This window comes from Actomonas spartinae, from assembly GCF_051209155.1.
Taxonomy (GTDB): domain Bacteria; phylum Verrucomicrobiota; class Verrucomicrobiia; order Opitutales; family Opitutaceae; genus Actomonas.
The window spans coordinates 1-15,139 of sequence record NZ_JBPJGB010000002.1; the positions used below are offsets into that span (position 1 = coordinate 1).

15 protein-coding genes are annotated in these 15,139 nt (G+C 62.7%); 8 read left to right on the forward strand and 7 right to left on the reverse strand.

Translation table 11 applies throughout. From position 1 onward, the window contains the following. The first annotated feature begins 220 nt into the window (after nucleotides 1–220). The 6 genes from AC0MRV_RS08015 (at nucleotide 221) to AC0MRV_RS08040 (ending at nucleotide 4,316) form a co-directional block, all read left to right on the forward strand. Nucleotides 221–649, forward strand: a complete 429-nt coding sequence (locus tag AC0MRV_RS08015) for a tetratricopeptide repeat protein (protein WP_472763933.1) — start codon at nucleotides 221–223, stop codon at nucleotides 647–649. A gap of 480 nt (nucleotides 650–1,129) precedes the next feature. Beyond that, nucleotides 1,130–1,639: a hypothetical protein gene (locus AC0MRV_RS08020; protein WP_472763934.1), complete on the forward strand. Its 510-nt coding sequence runs from the start codon at nucleotides 1,130–1,132 to the stop codon at nucleotides 1,637–1,639. Between the two features lie 120 nt (nucleotides 1,640–1,759). Continuing rightward, a complete protein-coding gene (locus AC0MRV_RS08025; protein ID WP_472763935.1) occupies nucleotides 1,760–2,119 on the forward strand; it encodes a hypothetical protein in 360 nt (119 codons plus the stop codon). A 62-nt stretch (nucleotides 2,120–2,181) separates the two neighbouring features. Continuing rightward, nucleotides 2,182–3,288: an IS110 family RNA-guided transposase gene (locus AC0MRV_RS08030; RefSeq protein WP_472763936.1), complete on the forward strand. Its 1,107-nt coding sequence runs from the start codon at nucleotides 2,182–2,184 to the stop codon at nucleotides 3,286–3,288. Between the two features lie 257 nt (nucleotides 3,289–3,545). Next, on the forward strand, nucleotides 3,546–3,986 hold the full coding sequence (locus AC0MRV_RS08035; protein ID WP_472763937.1) for a hypothetical protein: 441 nt from the start codon (nucleotides 3,546–3,548) through the stop codon (nucleotides 3,984–3,986). A 9-nt stretch (nucleotides 3,987–3,995) separates the two neighbouring features. Further along, the gene (locus tag AC0MRV_RS08040; RefSeq protein WP_472763938.1) at nucleotides 3,996–4,316 is read left to right on the forward strand and encodes a hypothetical protein; all 321 of its coding nucleotides are present in this window, start codon (nucleotides 3,996–3,998) and stop codon (nucleotides 4,314–4,316) included. A gap of 187 nt (nucleotides 4,317–4,503) precedes the next feature. Here AC0MRV_RS08040 and AC0MRV_RS08045 read toward each other — a convergent pair whose 3' ends face one another. The 6 genes from AC0MRV_RS08045 to AC0MRV_RS08070 form a co-directional block, all read right to left on the reverse strand. Beyond that, nucleotides 4,504–7,389, reverse strand: a complete 2,886-nt coding sequence (locus tag AC0MRV_RS08045; protein WP_472763939.1) for a WD40/YVTN/BNR-like repeat-containing protein — start codon at nucleotides 7,387–7,389, stop codon at nucleotides 4,504–4,506. A gap of 172 nt (nucleotides 7,390–7,561) precedes the next feature. Continuing rightward, on the reverse strand, nucleotides 7,562–8,092 hold the full coding sequence (locus AC0MRV_RS08050) for a PEGA domain-containing protein (RefSeq protein WP_472763940.1): 531 nt from the start codon (nucleotides 8,090–8,092) through the stop codon (nucleotides 7,562–7,564). Nucleotides 8,093–8,348: 256 nt separating this feature from the next. Continuing rightward, complete coding sequence (locus AC0MRV_RS08055; RefSeq protein ID WP_472763941.1) at nucleotides 8,349–8,981, reverse strand: DNA-3-methyladenine glycosylase I; 633 nt, start codon at nucleotides 8,979–8,981, stop codon at nucleotides 8,349–8,351. Between the two features lie 16 nt (nucleotides 8,982–8,997). Next, nucleotides 8,998–10,200 (reverse strand): aminopeptidase, encoded by a 1,203-nt coding sequence (locus AC0MRV_RS08060; RefSeq protein WP_472763942.1) that lies wholly within the window; start codon nucleotides 10,198–10,200, stop codon nucleotides 8,998–9,000. Between the two features lie 51 nt (nucleotides 10,201–10,251). Next, complete coding sequence (locus tag AC0MRV_RS08065) at nucleotides 10,252–11,256, reverse strand: glycoside hydrolase family 113 (RefSeq protein ID WP_472763943.1); 1,005 nt, start codon at nucleotides 11,254–11,256, stop codon at nucleotides 10,252–10,254. Between the two features lie 73 nt (nucleotides 11,257–11,329). Then, nucleotides 11,330–12,247 carry a TerC family protein gene (locus tag AC0MRV_RS08070; protein WP_472763944.1) on the reverse strand — a complete coding sequence of 306 codons (918 nt, stop codon included), beginning with the start codon at nucleotides 12,245–12,247 and terminating at the stop codon, nucleotides 11,330–11,332. Nucleotides 12,248–12,365: 118 nt separating this feature from the next. Here AC0MRV_RS08070 and AC0MRV_RS08075 point away from each other — a divergent pair, with 118 nt between their 5' ends. After that, nucleotides 12,366–12,914, forward strand: coding sequence for a hypothetical protein (locus tag AC0MRV_RS08075; RefSeq protein ID WP_472763945.1), 549 nt, complete (start codon nucleotides 12,366–12,368; stop codon nucleotides 12,912–12,914). 223 nt (nucleotides 12,915–13,137) lie between these two features. Continuing rightward, nucleotides 13,138–13,371, forward strand: coding sequence for an SWIB/MDM2 domain-containing protein (locus tag AC0MRV_RS08080; protein ID WP_472763946.1), 234 nt, complete (start codon nucleotides 13,138–13,140; stop codon nucleotides 13,369–13,371). A gap of 166 nt (nucleotides 13,372–13,537) precedes the next feature. On the opposite strand, the gene pap is transcribed toward AC0MRV_RS08080, so the two are convergent. Beyond that, nucleotides 13,538–15,028, reverse strand: coding sequence for a polyphosphate:AMP phosphotransferase (gene pap, locus AC0MRV_RS08085; protein ID WP_472763947.1), 1,491 nt, complete (start codon nucleotides 15,026–15,028; stop codon nucleotides 13,538–13,540). Nucleotides 15,029–15,139 lie beyond the last annotated feature (111 nt).

The window sequence follows — 15,139 nt, forward strand, 5'->3', positions numbered from 1 at the left end:
AACTCGCCGCATGTTCGTGCTGCGACCGATCAGCAAATTAACTCCTGATGCCCCCAATCCCAAGATGAGATCGCAGTGCCTCAGCCGTGTGGTTCACCCCGAGCCCACTCCAGTTTTACGCTTCCGCAGGCCCGGAGTGAACCACACTGGAAGACCGATACAATCGCCGGAGACAAGGCCGACAAGTCGGCCTGTCTCAGCTTAGACGTTAGGCTGATCCATGAGGGAAATACTTCCTGCCGACATTGATACCCGCATTAAATTTCTTTGCGCAGCCGGAGATGCACTAGCGGCAAAGGGAGAACCGCGCGAGGCCTTCCAAAACTACAGGGAAGCACTTTCTATCTTACCCGACCCCGTTGAAGGATGGGAAGCCGCGACCTGGATATTAGCAGCTATCGGCGATCTATATTTTGGCATCCTGAGGTTCGAGAAAGCCAGAACCGCATTTGCCGATGCGGTTGCCTGTCCTGGTGGATTGGGAAATCCGTTCATCCACCTCCGACTTGGACAGTGTCAGTTTGAGTTGGGCGAAATGCATCGAGCAGCAGATGAGCTGACTCGAGCTTACATGGGCGCGGGAAAGGATCTGTTTCTATCCGAGGACCCGAAGTATTTCGATTTCCTGAAACAGCAGATCAAACTATGAAAAGCCTAACCAACCAGTGGAGCCAACGTCGGGCTGCGCCCGCCGCGGCTCACTTCTAACGTTGGGCGAAGAAGACACCATGCATCCGAGAAACAAAGCGGCCGTGGGGCTTTTGGTGAGCGGCACGCCCGTTCTGCTCGTTGTCGGGCTGCTAACAAACGCTCATTTGTTCAGTTGGCAGGTTCTCACTGCTTCATTGGTCGTCATTGCCATAGCCGTCTCAATCGGTCGTTCTCTCCTTGCCCCAAAATCCGAAGGTGAGATCGACGCGGATTCCGCAGACGGAAAGCACGCGGGCGTCGCTGACACCCTCAGAGACAAATTTGTCCTTTGGCTAGTTATCGCAGCGACCATGGTGGTCGCATGCTGGTTCGCATTACGCATGGCGAAATGACGAAGAGCCCAACCAATCAGTGGAGACAACTCCGGTCAGTGCTCCGCTCCGACCTCCGTGTCTCACTTTAGACGTTGGGCGGCCGCATGCACACAAAACTCGTTATAGTTCTGACGATGCTATTTCTGGCCGGCTGCTCACGCGTCAATGAACGGGCGTCCTTACGCATCGAGCCTACATTTCAGAAACCAATTACATTTCATATCGAGAGCGAAGGGACAGAGCTTTTTCTTCGAGTGACTGTTTACGAGAGGCTTGGCGGATACGCCAAAGGCGGTGTGGAAAGGGTTAGCCGGCACGTTCTGTCTGCAGAAGAGGCGACGTTGGTTCGGGCTGCGCTCGAGGCGGTTGAATCATCGTCTCCCAGCGACCCTGAGCTGAGTGGATGGCGCGATGGGTCGATGTGGTATTTCGAGGGCGGCGGTCTTTGGCCAAAGAGGATGGAGATTTGCTCCCCAGAAGTTTTCGCCGATGAACGCGGGACGCAGCCGCTCGTAAATTTAGGCGTGCTTTTGCAGCGTTTGGGAAAAGTCACCGACAAATATCAACATGAAGAGACGCCCAACCAGCCGGCACAGCCAACTCCGGGGAGCTGACGCTCCCCGTCGTGGCTGACCTCAATCGTTCGACATAGAAGCATGAGGAAGTGGAGCATCAGACTAGTTTTAATCGCCGTCTGCTTCACCGGAGTCGGTCTCGCACTTTGGTTGAGCCCTATGATGGCAGATGTGCGCGCCGCCCATAAGAAGGTGGACGACTTCATGGCCCTCGATGACTCCCGATACGAACACCTCATTGCGCTGTCTTTGCAGATCGAGTCCAGTCATTCGGACAGCTCTTGGCACAGATTCGGTGGCATTGGAGAGCCGCCCGTTCCGACGGAGTTTGCTGATTTCGGATTCGAGCGACTTGAGGTTCGCGAGGGCCATGTCGAAGGCTGTCTCTATTGGTTGGTAGACTCCGGTGCGTTTGTGAGAATCGACCTCGGATCCAAGCCTGTGAAGATCAGTTTAGTTCGAGGCGACTATGGCGATATCCTCGACGAGATTTACCCAAAGAAAGAGTCGAACCAGTAGGAATGAGAAGGCGTGAGTCTACCGGATCGCGGTAAGCGGCCGGTGGATACAGACTCCGCCTTATGAAGCCCGCCACAACATCGACCGATAGTTCCGCCTGCACGATTGGCCTCGACCTGGGAGACCGCCGCCACGCGGCCTGCGTTCTCAACCGCCCGGGTAAGATCATCGACGAGCACACTGTGACCAACGATCGCGAGGGGCTCGCTCGCTTGAGCACTCAGTATCCCGGGGCTACCCTCGCCATGGAGACCGGCACGCACTCGCCGTGGATCAGCCGGTTCTTTACCGAGCGTGGCCATCGGGTCTACGTGGCCAACGCACGCAAACTGCGCGCGATCTCCAAGTCCGACACCAAGAGCGATCGACACGACGCCCGGATGCTCGCTCGGTTGTGCCGCGCGGATCCGCAGTTGCTCAGTCCGGTCACCCATCGCAGCGAGCGCTGTCAGCGGGCGTTGCTCAAGATCAAGGTGCGCGACGCCTTGGTGCGCAGCCGGGTCGCGCAAACCAACACCGTGCGCTTCCTGCTCAAGAGCCTGGGCATCCAGCTGCCCGCCGCGACCAAGGCCTGCCGCTTTGTGGCCAAGGCCAGGGCCGCGTTGGACGAGTCGACCCAGGCACTGGTCGAACCGTTGCTGTGTTCGCTGGAGCACCTCAGCGAGCAGATCAAGACACTCGATCAGGAGTTGGAGCGGATGGGACGCGAGGAGTATCCAGTGACCTTGCAACTGCGACAGATCCCCGGAGTCGGCCCGCTGACTGCGCTCTACTTCGTGTTGGCCATCGAGACGCCGCAACGCTTCGGCGACACACGCACGGTGGGCGCCTACCTCGGGCTGGTGCCACGAAGAGACCAATCGGGCGAGACCGACAAGCAGCTGCGGATCACCAAAGCGGGCAACACCGCGTTGCGATGCCTGTTGGTCAACTGCGCCCATTACATCCTCGGACCCTTCGGGCCGGACACCGCGTTGCGCCAGACCGGCCTGCGTCTGTGCGAACGCGGCGGCGCGGCCGCGAAGAAACGCGCGGTGATCGCGGTGGCCCGCAAACTGGCCGTCACCATGCTCGCGCTATGGAAGAGCGGCCACGACTACGAACCCCAACCCCTCCTTTCCCGGACCGTTTGTCCCGTCCAAGCCACTGCGATCACGGTGACAGCATGAAACACCAATGCGCTATCCAGTAGGCAGGGCTTGAGACTGGACTCTCACCTGCACCGGTGGCACTTAGAAGCCGCCCCCAGAGTGCGTATGGAAGCCTGACAAACGGACTCCGATCTCAACCACGCCACCAACCCCTTCCACCCAAATGGTGAACCATTTGAAACCTCTTAAACTTGACGCCTTCTCATGGAAGTCACCGCAGCCAACGCAGGTCAGCTCCGCTGACCCTCGCGGCTGAGTTCAAGCGAGGGCAGAGCATGAGGGTCATCAAACGATGTGGCGCCGCATTTGTTCTCGGATGGTTGATTTACATGTTCGCGCTTCCCAAAGTCGATGAGCGATCGCCGTTCGTTATCCAGTCAGTCGAAGCGGGCATCTCCAGCGGAATATTCGTCGTCGGTGCGCTATTGGTCGGTCTTCCTTTGCGGTTGCCGAAGATCCGAGATGTATGGATCTCCGTCGGATTCTGGCCGCTTCTCCTGACCGTTGCATCAATTGTCGTTATTATCTTCCATCGGAAGCTTGGACTTCAGGCCACGACAGTGGTTGGATTTTCGTCAGACGAGTCAGTAGAGATCATGTCACGAGAAGCAGCACGGATTTGCTACTTCGTGGCTCTCTTTCCGGTCGTGAATCTACCCCAAACAAAGAAGCCCATCCGGTTGGTGCAGGCAGGACCCACTAGTAGCTCTTTCTGAGCGCTACCGATGAAATGGCTGCTCGCAATTCTCGTTGGTGTCATCGCGTTCGCGGTCGGATTTTTTGCTCGCCCGCTCTACGACGACAAGCGCTTCGAGGAACACAGGGCACACATGGAAGAGCATCTTCGCGAAGCGTTGCCCGTGGGGAGTAAGATCAGTGACAGCAGGAGCCGCCTCGTGAAGGCGCTAGCGTCCTCGCAGAATTTCGGTAGGGGTGAATTCGAGGCAGTTTTACCGCCCGATACAGATGAGCGGCTGCGCGTCTACGTGGAAGTAGATGGTTCAGATCGCGTTAAGTCCGTTCATGTCATTCGAGAGAAACTGTAGCGAATCGGTTGAACAACCGCCGGAAGCGGAGCGGACAAGTCCGCCTGTCTGACCTCAAACGATTGGCCTATTTCAGAAGATTTTCGGCCATGAAGTATTCTTTGGATTTCCGTGGACCGAGAGTCGGAGTGAAGTCGACCCTTTGCGGTTTCAACCTGCGAAATGATCCCGGTGGCTTTCCCCAGGCTCAGCCAAACACGTAGTCCAATCCGTAGGCGCCGTGGAGGCCGCCGTCTTGCCAGGTCTCACCGAGGTCGTCGCTGAACCAGCTGCCTTGCTCGAAGGTGGAAGCCCAGAGGCGACCGGGACCCGGGCGCTGCGGGTCGAAGGCGAGGACGAAGATGCGGCGGTTGGGCAGGCCGACGCTGCGGTCGGTCCAGGTCGTGCCGCCGTCGGTGGAGACGCGGACGCCGGTTTCCCAGCCTCCGGTGGCCATGATGTTTGGATCGTGGGGGGCGAGGGCGGCGGCGTAGAGGTGGGCTTCGGCGGTGGCCGGGTCGAGGGGCTGCCAGGTCGTGCCGGTGTCGGTTGAGCGCCAGGCGCCGCGTTTGAGTGTCGTGGCGAGCAGGTGCGTGGGGTGACTTGGGCTTTGGGCGAGTTGGGTAGTGGTGGCGTCGGGGAAGGTGGCGACGGGTTGCCACGTGAGGGCGTCGTCGGTCGAGACGTAGAGGCCGTTCTCCATGCCGAGCAGAATGCGGCCGGGTTGGGTGCGGTCGGCGACGAGGGTTTGGCAGTAGAGGCGGTCGAGGCCGGCTTGCGTGGTCGACCAGGTTTGGCCGGCGTCGACGGAGCGCAGGGGGCCCCACATGGTCGCGGCGTAGACGAGGTCGGGGTTGCCGGCGTCGAAGACGATGGCGCGCACGTCGACGACCTGCCAGCCGGTGGTCTTGCGCCAGGAGCGGCCACCGTCGGCACTGCGCACGACGCCGTCGGAGCAGGCGATCAGGCGGATGGCTGGTTGGGTGGGGTGAATGGCGAGGCTGGCGACGCCAAGGATGCGCGGGCCGGTGTGGATCCATTCGCCGGAGGGCAGGCGTTGGAAGAGTCCGGCATCGGACGGCGTGGCGGTGTTGCGCTGGTTGCCGGTCATGGTGGCCGCGGCGTAGAGGGTCGGCTCGGTGGTCGGCGCGATCTCGGCAACGGGCTGGGGCGACGGCGTGGGTTGGGTGGAATGGCCCCAGGGCACGTCGGTGAAATCGAGCACATGGGTTTCGTCAGCATGCCTGATCGTGAGACGACGGCTGCCGACGGCGGACTCGCCAAACGGGCTGCCGAAGAGCGGCCAGCCGGCGAAGTCGACCGGCGTGCCGTTGATCTGCGGGGTGTCGCCGTAGTGGGCGTGGAGCGTTGTGCCGTCGAGCGCGGTGAAGGTCGCGGTGGGGGTCGGGTCGACGCTGAACGTGAGCGGGCGGGTGCGCACGGCGTCCTGAAAAGCTGAATACGTGGCGAAGTCGCGCACCGGGGCGACCTGCACGACGTAGCCGTTGCGCGGGGCTTCGCTGACGAAGCAGCGGTGGCCGACGCCCCACTCGTTGAAGTCGCCGCTCACCAGGATGCCGCCGGCGCCGTTGGCGAGGAAACCGGTCCAGTCGTTGGGCCGCCACTCGCCGGCGACAAAGGGCCGCACCGCGAGGTAAACCGGACCGCCTTGGGCGAAGATCCAGCCGGACGGATCCTCGACGACCTCGGTGAGGTCGCGGGAGAAGAAGAGGGTGATGTGGCGGAAGAGCGCGTGTGCCGGAATGTCCTGCAAGGCGATGAGGGCGGTGCCGTGTTGCATCACCTGTTCGTAGGGCGAACCGCCGGGGAGTTTGTCGGGGGAATCGTAGTCGGCCTTGGAGCGGGTGATGAGGTCGGTGGCGACGTCGGGATCGACCGGGAAATACATGCTGCCCTCGATCGCGGAGGCGTAGGGTTGGCAGCCGAAGAAGGAAGGACAGCGGTTGATCGCGTCGGCGGTGCGCCAGATGAGGCCCCAGGTCTGTTGTTGGATCGGTTGGAGCAGGCCGCCCTGCGAAGACCCGAGCACGAAGTCGGGATCGACGTAGCTGGTCTTGTAAACGGGCACGGTGCGGCGGTCGCCGACGACGAAGGAGTCGGGGCCGGCGTGGCGCATGCGCCAGCGGGTGCGTTTGCGCTCGAGGTTGACGTAGGGCGTGGTGCGGGCGCGGGCGATGCGTTCGAGGATGGGCGGAGGGGTGTAGCCGGTGAGGGCGAGCAACTTGGCGCCGCGTTCGGGCAACTCCTCGCGCAACTGGTGGCGGGTCACTTGACGCTCGCTCGGCTCGTAGTCGCCGAGCCCGAAGAGCAACCAGCCGAGCGCGGCGGCGGCGGTGCGGGCGGGCGCCATGATGTGGCGTGGATACACGCGGCTGTGGGCGCCACCGTAGAGGCCGTCGAGGGTTTCGACAACGTAGTCGAAGAAGATGTAGTCGAGGGCGCGTTTGGCGCGGTCGCGGAAGTCGGGTTCGTCGGCCCAACCGGCGAGCATGGCGAGGCCGATGGCGTATTCCTCGATGTAGTTGGGGGAGTCATACTCGCCCTGACCCTGACTGGTCATGACATTGATCCAGTGGTTCAGGTAGTCGCGGGCCTCGGCGCGGTTTTCGGCGGCGGAGCGGCCGTTGAACCACTGGTCGGGTCCGGCGTCGGGGTAACATTGCGCGGCGAGGTAGAGGCTCGCATAGGACAGCACCCAATGGTTTTCAGTGTCGCCGCGGCTCGGCCAGTAGGTGCGCCAGAGTTCGGCGATGCGGTCGCGGCGGGCGGCGTCGAGGTGCGACGGGCCGGCCAGCATCACGCTCACGGTGGGATAAACCCAGAACATGTCGCCGGAGGGCGGACCGTCGTCGAGCCGGGCGAGCCGGGCGAGCGCGGCGTCGAGGTTGCGGCCCGTGTGCAGGCAGGCGGCGATGTCGAACTTGCTGCCTTGGGTCGGGTCGCCGGGGACGATGCTGGCGACCGCCTCGCCGAGGATGAAGGCACGGCGTTCGGCCAGGCGGTGCGCGATGGCGGCGTCGGACAGATCGGGGTCGGTAGGCGTGCGGGGAGTGGGGCGGTCCGAGGTCGGCATGACGGTCGAGTTTCGCACTGCGGTCGTGATGGATGCGAGAGCTTATCTCGCATAATATCAGTCAGTTGTGAAATTTCATTCTGCTCAGCGCGGCGCGACTTTCGGGACCAAAAAAAGCTCCCGGCGAATGGCGGGAGCTTGGTGGGCTGACTAGGCCGGTCTATTCAGCCGGTTACTCGATCTCCAAGATCGTTTTTCGTCGTGCGGCGTATTCTTCGTCTGAGACCAACCCGTCGGCTCTAAGCTTTTCCAATTCAGCCAATTTCTCGGTGATTCCCGGCGCGGCGTCTGGTGCGGGACCGGCATCGGCGATTCGCACAAGCTCAACCTGAATCGGATTGGGAAACAGATCCTTCATCGCGCCCGTGCCGGCGTCGACGGCTGCGCCGATCAGGCCGCCCACCAGAACATTGCCCGCCATCCCGGCACCGCCCGCGCCGACGACTTTGGGGGTCACGTTCACGGTTACAGTCTCATAGCCTTCCTTGCTGATGGTCACCACGAGCGCGTGCTTTCGCGGCAACTCGAAGGAAGTCGGCGTTTTTCCACGTAGGCCGTTGGAGAGTTCTACGTCCGCTCCCGGAGGATTGGATTCGATCACGAGCACGTCTTTGGTGCCGCGGGTGACGGTCGTGCAACCGGTCATCGTGATGATGGAGAGCGCCAAAACTAAGGCGCGGAGGATATGGTTCAGTTTCTTCATGCTGGCGTGTGAATCGATGGATGGAACGCACGACTGTTCGAGCCATGCGAAGCGCGGGTGAATCGTCACTCAGTGCCAGCGGGCCCGTCAGGATGCGGTGGTCGAAGATTCGACCGTTGAACGGGTTCGCTGGCGGGCCAGTCAGCGAACGGTCCGCGCTCAGACTTCGAGAAACTGGATTCGACAAGCAATCTCGATTTTCAAACGGCGCCTCGTTTTGCGATACAGCAGCGCCAGCTTGCGGGAGGATTGGCCGTCAGCGCCCGGAAAGGTTCGATCGACTGAGTGGCACGCGAAACGCGCGGCGGGCCTTGGTGGCGCGGGGGCGGGAGGCGCAGCCGTCGGCGTGGTCGTTGATCAGACCCATGGCCTGCATGAAGGCGAACATCGTGGTCGGACCGACGAACTTCCAGCCGCGCTTTTTGAGATCCTTCGACAGCGCGATCGACGCGGGGGACGTCGTGAGCGTCTGGGGTGGAGCGAGCTCGCTGGCGGCGGGTTCAAAGCTCCAGAAGTAGGCGGCGAGGGTGCCGGTCTCGGCCACGAGTTCGACGGCGCGGCGGGCGTTGTTGATCGCGGCCTCGATCTTGCCGCGGTGCCGGATGATGCCGGCGTTGCCGAGCAGGCGTTGCACGTCGCGGTCGGTGAACTTCGCGACCTTGTGATAGTCGAAGCCGGCGAACGCGGCGCGAAAGGCGGCACGCTTGTTGAGGATGGTGCGCCAACTGAGCCCGGACTGGAAACCCTCGAGGCAGATCTTCTCGAACAAGCGAATGTCATCCCCGACCGGAAACCCCCACTCGGTGTCGTGGTAGGGGATGAACTCGGGGATGTCGCCGCACCAAGCGCAGCGGGCTTGGCCATCGGGGCCGGTGATGGTGGAGGGCATGGGAGGCGGCCGGGGCTTACAGCGTGAACTCGCCGTCGCAGTAGATGACCTTCGTCGTGCCGTCCGCGAGGTGGGCGGTGACGACACGGTTGCTGGTCGCGACGATGTCGGTGTGCACGACCGAGTTGTTGTAACCCATCTCCGCCCACTGTTCCTCGCTCACCGTGGCGGGGTCGCCGGTGAAGGAGTCGCGGTAGGCGCTGCCGACGGCGAGGTGGGTGTTGCCCCACTGGCCGCCGACGTTCTCGTCGAAGAGGGTCTCGCCCATGAATTTGGTGATGCGCGAGAAGCGGCGGTCGGTGAGGGAGAACTCGCCAATCTTGTCGGCGTTCTCCACCGCGATCATTTCGCGCAGGAGCTCCTCGCCCTTGGTGGCGGTGGCGGAGGTGACGCAGCCGTCCTTGAATTCCAAATACGCGCCTTCGATGAGCGAGCCGTAGCGGTAGAGCGGCTCGGTGAACTGGATGCGGCCCTCGGTGCCGCGCCAGTCGGGCGAGATGAAGAGCTCGAAGCTGGGGATGTTGCGGCCGGAGCCGCCGAGCCATTTGCGGTTGGGGCCGATCTGGACCCAGATGTCGGTGTTGTCCGCCTCGACGTGGAGTTTGTCGATGGCGAGGGCGTCGAGCTTGGCCTTGGTGGCATAGAGCTCGGCGTAGAGGGCCTTCCATTTCTCGGCCGGCTGTTCTTCGTCGAGGTAGCAGGCCTGAATGATCTCCTGCCAATAGTCCTCGAGGCTCAGGCCCACTTCATCGGCCATGGCCTGGGTGCCATACATGGCGAGCGTCCAGGTGTAGTCGCCGGCGCTTTCCTTGGCGCGGCGCCAGTCCATGTAGGGCTTCATGGCCTTCTGGGCGGCCATGATCTTTTTGGAGGGAATGCCGGCGAGCTCCTGTTTGTCGGTCTCGGCCAGGATGGCGACGGTGTGGTCGATCTGATCGACGGTGCCGCGGTAGTATTTTTCGGCGAAGAACGAGAGCTGTTCTTCGTTGGCGAGCTCGTAGAATTCGCGGGCGAAGTCGTCGGGCGTGTAGAACACGAGCGGGTGCGCGCCGGCTTTGAGCACGGCGCGGCGGAGGGCGACGAGCAGGGGCTTGGCGGCCTCGGTGACGCGGAGTTGGACGACCTCGCCGGGCTTCACGCCTTCGCCGCTGTTGAGGGCGAAGTTGATGAGCACGTCGGCGTATTTATCGAGCAGGGCCTCGGACGGTTGATATGTCATGGGCCGAAGTTTGCCGGGCGGCGGGCGAGCGCAAGCCCGGTTAGGGGATGCCTACTCCGCCCAGTGCCGCGCGATGACTTCGCGCATGTGGGGTTCGCTCATGAGGAAGGTTTCGCCGCGGGAGTCGCCGGGGAACCATTTCCAGAGGAAAGCGCCGAGCAGGTCGTCGCCGGGGGCGTCGACGGCTTCGAGGGCGCGGTCGAGGCAAAGGGCCTGCAGAGCCGCGCCACCTTCGCGACGATCGCCGTCACGCCAGGGTTCGCGGGCGGCGTTGAGGCCGGTGTCGTAGCCGAGTTCCATGAGCACGACGCGACGCCCCTCGCGGCGACCGTAGGCGAGCAACTCGTGGCGGATGTCGGCCCAGGCCTGGTCGAGTTCGTGCGCGGTCGGCTCGGCGTCGTGTTGCACGAGCGGGAAGTAGGCAGAGACCGAGATGCAATCGAGGGCGTCCCAAAAAGGCACGCGTTGGTAGTCGGGCCAGTTGGCGGCGTAGGAGAGGGCGGAGGTCGTTTCGCGGCGCACGGCGGCGATGATGTCACGCCACTCGCGTTCGTGGCCGGGGATGGTTTGGTCGAGCTCGGAGCCGACCACAAATCCGTCGGCGTCGCGGCAAAGGCGGGCGAGGCGGGTGATCCAGGCTTGGTAGTTGGCGAAAAAGCGGGCCCAGGTCGCCTTGTCTTCGAAGCGGATGTCCCCGCGCCACGACCACCCGGCGCGCCATGGCGCGAGGTGCGGGGTGATGCAGATTTTAAGGCCGAGGCGTTTGGCTTCGGCGATGGGGCGGGCGAGCCAGACAGGCGCCTCGTCGGGGTTTTCGGGCAGACGACCGAAGTTGATCGTGCCGTCGCGCTGGATACCGCCGTAGGGGTGGATCTGCACCCAGTTGCCGCCGAGGGCTTTGATCTCGGCCATCGCCTCGACCATCTCATCGGTGCCCCATTCCCGGCCCCACGTTTGGCAGGAAATCACGATCCCACGAATCGGCGGCTCAGCGTCTTGCGCCTGCACGGCGAGCACGCCGAGCAGCATGAACCAGAAATAACGCAGCGTTCGCATGGGAATAACCACAGAGGTCACAGAAAACACGGAGCAAAGGATCTGTGCTCTTCTGTGCAATCTGTGGTTCAACTTAGTCCTTCTTCGGAAAGAGCAACGAGGCGCCGACGGAGACGGCGAGCACGAGGCCGATGATGCCCAGCGAAATGCCGACCGGGATGTGAAACTTGGCGGAGAGCAGCATCTTTACGCCGATGAAACTCAGGACGACCGACAGCCCGATGTTGAGGAAGCGGAACAGGCCCATCACGCCGTTGAGCGCGAAGTAGATCGAGCGCAGGCCGAGGATGGCGAAGATGTTGGACGTAAAAACGATGAACGGCACATCGGTGATCGCCAGCACGGCCGGGATCGAATCGAGCGCGAAGGCGACGTCGGTCGTCTCGATCACGAGCAGCACGACAAACAGCGGCGTCGCCATGCGGATGCCGTGATCGACGGTGAAGAAGTGTTTGCCGTGGTATTGATTGGAGACCGGGTAGAACTTGCGCAGCAGGCGCACCGCGATGTTTTTCTCCGGGTCGAAATCGTCCTTTTGCGGCAGCGCGAGTTTGATGCCGGTGTAGACCAGAAACGCGCCGAAGACGTAGATCAGCCAGTGGAACTTCGCCAGCAGGCTGACGCCGGCAAAGATGAAGACGAAGCGCAGGACGGCCGCGCCCACGATGCCCCAGAACAAGACCCGATGCTGATGCTCCGGCGGCACCTTGAAGTAGGTGAAGATGACGATGAAGACGAAGACGTTGTCCACGCTCAGCGCGATCTCGACGACGTAGCCGGTGAGCCACTCCATGCCGTGCTTGGGGCCGAGCGACCACCAAACCACCGCGCAGAACACCATCGCGAGCGAGAACCACACGCCGCACCAGGTGAGCGCTTCGCGCAGTTTGATGGTGTGCGATTGCCGGCGAAACACACCCAGATCGAGCGCGAGCATCGCAATGATGAAGCTGAGGAAGGCGGCCCAGGCCCAGAGTGGCATCGTCTCCATGGAGTCGCGCAGGATGCGTTTGGCGGAACCCGCGGTGCAAGCAGCGAGTCATTTGTCACCTCTCCTGTCACTTGACCCCGTCCCCGTGCGTCATTGTGTTGGAGTTTCTGTCATCCCTATGTCCGCCCGCCGTGTCCTGATCCCCCTCCTTGTCTGCGTTGCCGCCGTGGCTTCGTCCGCGCAGACCATGCGCAATCCCTTCGCGCAAAAGGTGGAGGAAGCGACCGATGCTCCCGCGGCCGCCGCGCCGGTGGAGAACGCGCAACTGCAGTTCTGCGGGACCTACGGCAGCGGCGACACCCGACGTTTCCTACTCTTCAATGTCTCCAAGAACCGCTCCGCGTGGCTCGGCATCGGCGAAGAGGGACCGGACGGCGAAGTGGTGGAAGCTTACGATGCGGAGTCGGGCGCCGTGCAAGTGCGGCAGAACGGTCAACCGCTCAACCTCGCGCTGCAGGTCGCGACGATTTCCGGCGCGCCGCGTCCGGCGGGTCCGGTGCCAAGCGCCGCCCAATCGCAGACGGCGTTGCAGACGACGGTGAAGGTGAATCCGACTCCGGCCGACGAACGCCGCCGTTTGGAAGCGGTCGCCGCCGAAGTGCGCCGCCGCCGCGCCATGCGCCAGCAGGCGAAGAGCAACCAGAACCCCGGCGCGCAGCCGAACTGAAGCGCGCGCGTGGTTTCGGACCGGCGGCCCTTGTCGCCAAATTGTGGATACGTCCGAGCGGCGCACGGTTGCGGGGTCTTTCCCGGGTGGTTCGGCTTTGCCCGCCCGCTTGGTTTACCTCTGAAAATACCCCGTTTTACCTCTGAAATTCATGTTGCTTTGTGTCCGGCGCAGTCTACACCCGGAATTCGCTATGGCTAAACGCAAACCCAACGCTGCATTCATGAAACCGGTAACCCCCGACGAAGCCCTCGCGGCCGTTGTTGGGTCGAAGCCGCTCCCCCGGACCGAGCTCACCAAGAAGCTCTGGGTCTACATCAAGAAGAACGGCCTCCAAGATCCGAAGGTGAAGACCAAGATCAATGCCGACGACAAGCTGAAGAAGGTCTTCGACGGCAAGAAGTCCGTCAGCATGTTCGAGATGACCAAGCTCGTCTCGGGTCACGTGACCAAGTAAGCTTTCTTACCCCGCTTTCCCTTTTCTTCTTTCAACGCCACGGCGCGAAGCCGTGGCGTTTTTTTTGGCGAGTTGGTCGGACGGTGCAGGTTGGGTTTAAAACGTAAGACCAAGCTCGGGAGGCGCTTACGTCAGCCCGTGCCGATCAATTCATTCGGTCCCGAACCTACCCATCCAGCGCCGCGACGATCTGTTTGCAGGCCGTGCGCAGGACGTCGAGGCGGGCGTAGCGTTTGTTGTTGGCCGGCACCAGGTGCCAGGGCGCGTGGGCGGTGTCGGTGAGGGCGAGCATGTCGCCGACCGCGGTTTCGTAGGCCTTCCACTGGGCACGGTTGCGCCAGTCCTCGTCGTTGATCTTGTGCTGCTTGTAGGGCGTGTTCTGGCGCGACTCGAAGCGGGCGAGCTGTTCCTCCTTGGAGACCTGCAGCCAGAACTTGATCACGATGCTGCCGTGGTCGGCGAGTTGTTCCTCGAAGTCGTTGATCTCATCGAAAGCGCGCCGCCATTCGTGCGGATGACAAAAACCTTCGATGCGTTCGACCAGCACACGGCCATACCAGGAGCGGTCAAAAATGGCGGTGAAACCGTCGCGCGGGATCTGCCGCCAAAAGCGCCACAGGTAGTGGTGCGACTTCTCTTCGTCGGTCGGTTTGGCCACCGGGATGACGCGGTAGTCGCGCGCGTCGATGGCGCTGGTGAGGCGTCGGATGGCGCCGCCCTTGCCGGCGGCGTCCTGGCCTTCGAAGACGAACACGAGGGAACGCTTGGCCGACTTCGCGCGGCGGATGGCCTTGTTGAGGCGCCCCAGCCATTTCTCGCGCTTGGCCTCGTAGTCCTTGGAGCTGAGCTTGTGATCGAGGGGCAGCGCGAGCAGGCGATCGCGACCATCGGGCCGCAGGGCCACGATGCGCTTCGGTTTGATCGGTGGTTTGGTGATGTGCCGGGAAAGCAGGCGTTTGTGCTCGCGAAAGCGGCGGAGCAGCATCTGTCCAAAGGCGAGGTTGCGCAGCTTCGGGTTGGCCGCCTCGATGCGATCCCAATGCGCGCCGGGTCGATCGGTTTCGCCGAGGATGTGTTCGGCCGTGCGGGCGAGCCGATCGTAGATGCGGTGGGCGCGTTGCTGGTCCTCGGTGACGCGCCAGGCGGTGTCTTCGTTGGCGAGCAGCTCTTTGAGGCGGCGGCCCTGCTCGACCTTGGAAAGGTGGAACCAGACCTTCACGACGAGCGTGCCGTTGTCGGCCAGGAGGCGCTCGAAATGGCGAATGCGACGCAGCTCGTGATCGAGTTCGGCCAGGGCCTTCTTGCCCCGTGCCTCCTCCCGCAGGGTTTCGGTATACCAGGAGCCGACGAAGATGCCGACGCGGCCGCGAGTGGGCAGGTCGCGCCAGAAGCGCCACATGAGCGGGCGCTGGCGTTCCTCGTCGGACGGGTCCGACACGGCAATGGTTTCGACGCCGCGCGGGTCCAGCCAACCCATGAGCGTATTGATGGCATCGCCGCGGCCGGCGCCGTCGACGCCTGCCGGGATGAGCACGATTTTGAAAGGCGCCTCTTTCAGGTCGACCTGGAGTTGCACCAGATCCTCCCGGAGCTGGGCGACCTGCGCGTCGTAGTCTTTTTTGGAAAGCTTGCCGATCTCGCCGTTGCCTTTGGCCATGGGCGGGAAGCTTGGTGACAGCGGTCCGGGCCTGTCGAGCCTGCGGCGTGCGAGAAGACACGGCGAAGCCGGACTTGGCGCGGACCGCGAGGCCGCTAGGGTTGAAGGTTT

What these genes read in the sequence shown, in the direction of transcription:
- AC0MRV_RS08015 (WP_472763933.1), top strand. Translation starts at nt 221, where the DNA reads ATGAGGGAAATACTTCCTGCCGACATTGATACCCGCATTAAATTTCTT.
- AC0MRV_RS08020 (WP_472763934.1), top strand. Translation starts at nt 1,130, where the DNA reads ATGCACACAAAACTCGTTATAGTTCTGACGATGCTATTTCTGGCCGGC.
- AC0MRV_RS08025 (WP_472763935.1), top strand. Translation starts at nt 1,760, where the DNA reads ATGATGGCAGATGTGCGCGCCGCCCATAAGAAGGTGGACGACTTCATG.
- AC0MRV_RS08030 (WP_472763936.1), top strand. Translation starts at nt 2,182, where the DNA reads ATGAAGCCCGCCACAACATCGACCGATAGTTCCGCCTGCACGATTGGC.
- AC0MRV_RS08035 (WP_472763937.1), top strand. Translation starts at nt 3,546, where the DNA reads ATGAGGGTCATCAAACGATGTGGCGCCGCATTTGTTCTCGGATGGTTG.
- AC0MRV_RS08040 (WP_472763938.1), top strand. Translation starts at nt 3,996, where the DNA reads ATGAAATGGCTGCTCGCAATTCTCGTTGGTGTCATCGCGTTCGCGGTC.
- AC0MRV_RS08045 (WP_472763939.1), bottom strand. Translation starts at nt 7,389, where the DNA reads ATGCCGACCTCGGACCGCCCCACTCCCCGCACGCCTACCGACCCCGAT.
- AC0MRV_RS08050 (WP_472763940.1), bottom strand. Translation starts at nt 8,092, where the DNA reads ATGAAGAAACTGAACCATATCCTCCGCGCCTTAGTTTTGGCGCTCTCC.
- AC0MRV_RS08055 (WP_472763941.1), bottom strand. Translation starts at nt 8,981, where the DNA reads ATGCCCTCCACCATCACCGGCCCCGATGGCCAAGCCCGCTGCGCTTGG.
- AC0MRV_RS08060 (WP_472763942.1), bottom strand. Translation starts at nt 10,200, where the DNA reads ATGACATATCAACCGTCCGAGGCCCTGCTCGATAAATACGCCGACGTG.
- AC0MRV_RS08065 (WP_472763943.1), bottom strand. Translation starts at nt 11,256, where the DNA reads ATGCGAACGCTGCGTTATTTCTGGTTCATGCTGCTCGGCGTGCTCGCC.
- AC0MRV_RS08070 (WP_472763944.1), bottom strand. Translation starts at nt 12,247, where the DNA reads ATGGAGACGATGCCACTCTGGGCCTGGGCCGCCTTCCTCAGCTTCATC.
- AC0MRV_RS08075 (WP_472763945.1), top strand. Translation starts at nt 12,366, where the DNA reads ATGTCCGCCCGCCGTGTCCTGATCCCCCTCCTTGTCTGCGTTGCCGCC.
- AC0MRV_RS08080 (WP_472763946.1), top strand. Translation starts at nt 13,138, where the DNA reads ATGAAACCGGTAACCCCCGACGAAGCCCTCGCGGCCGTTGTTGGGTCG.
- pap (WP_472763947.1), bottom strand. Translation starts at nt 15,028, where the DNA reads ATGGCCAAAGGCAACGGCGAGATCGGCAAGCTTTCCAAAAAAGACTAC.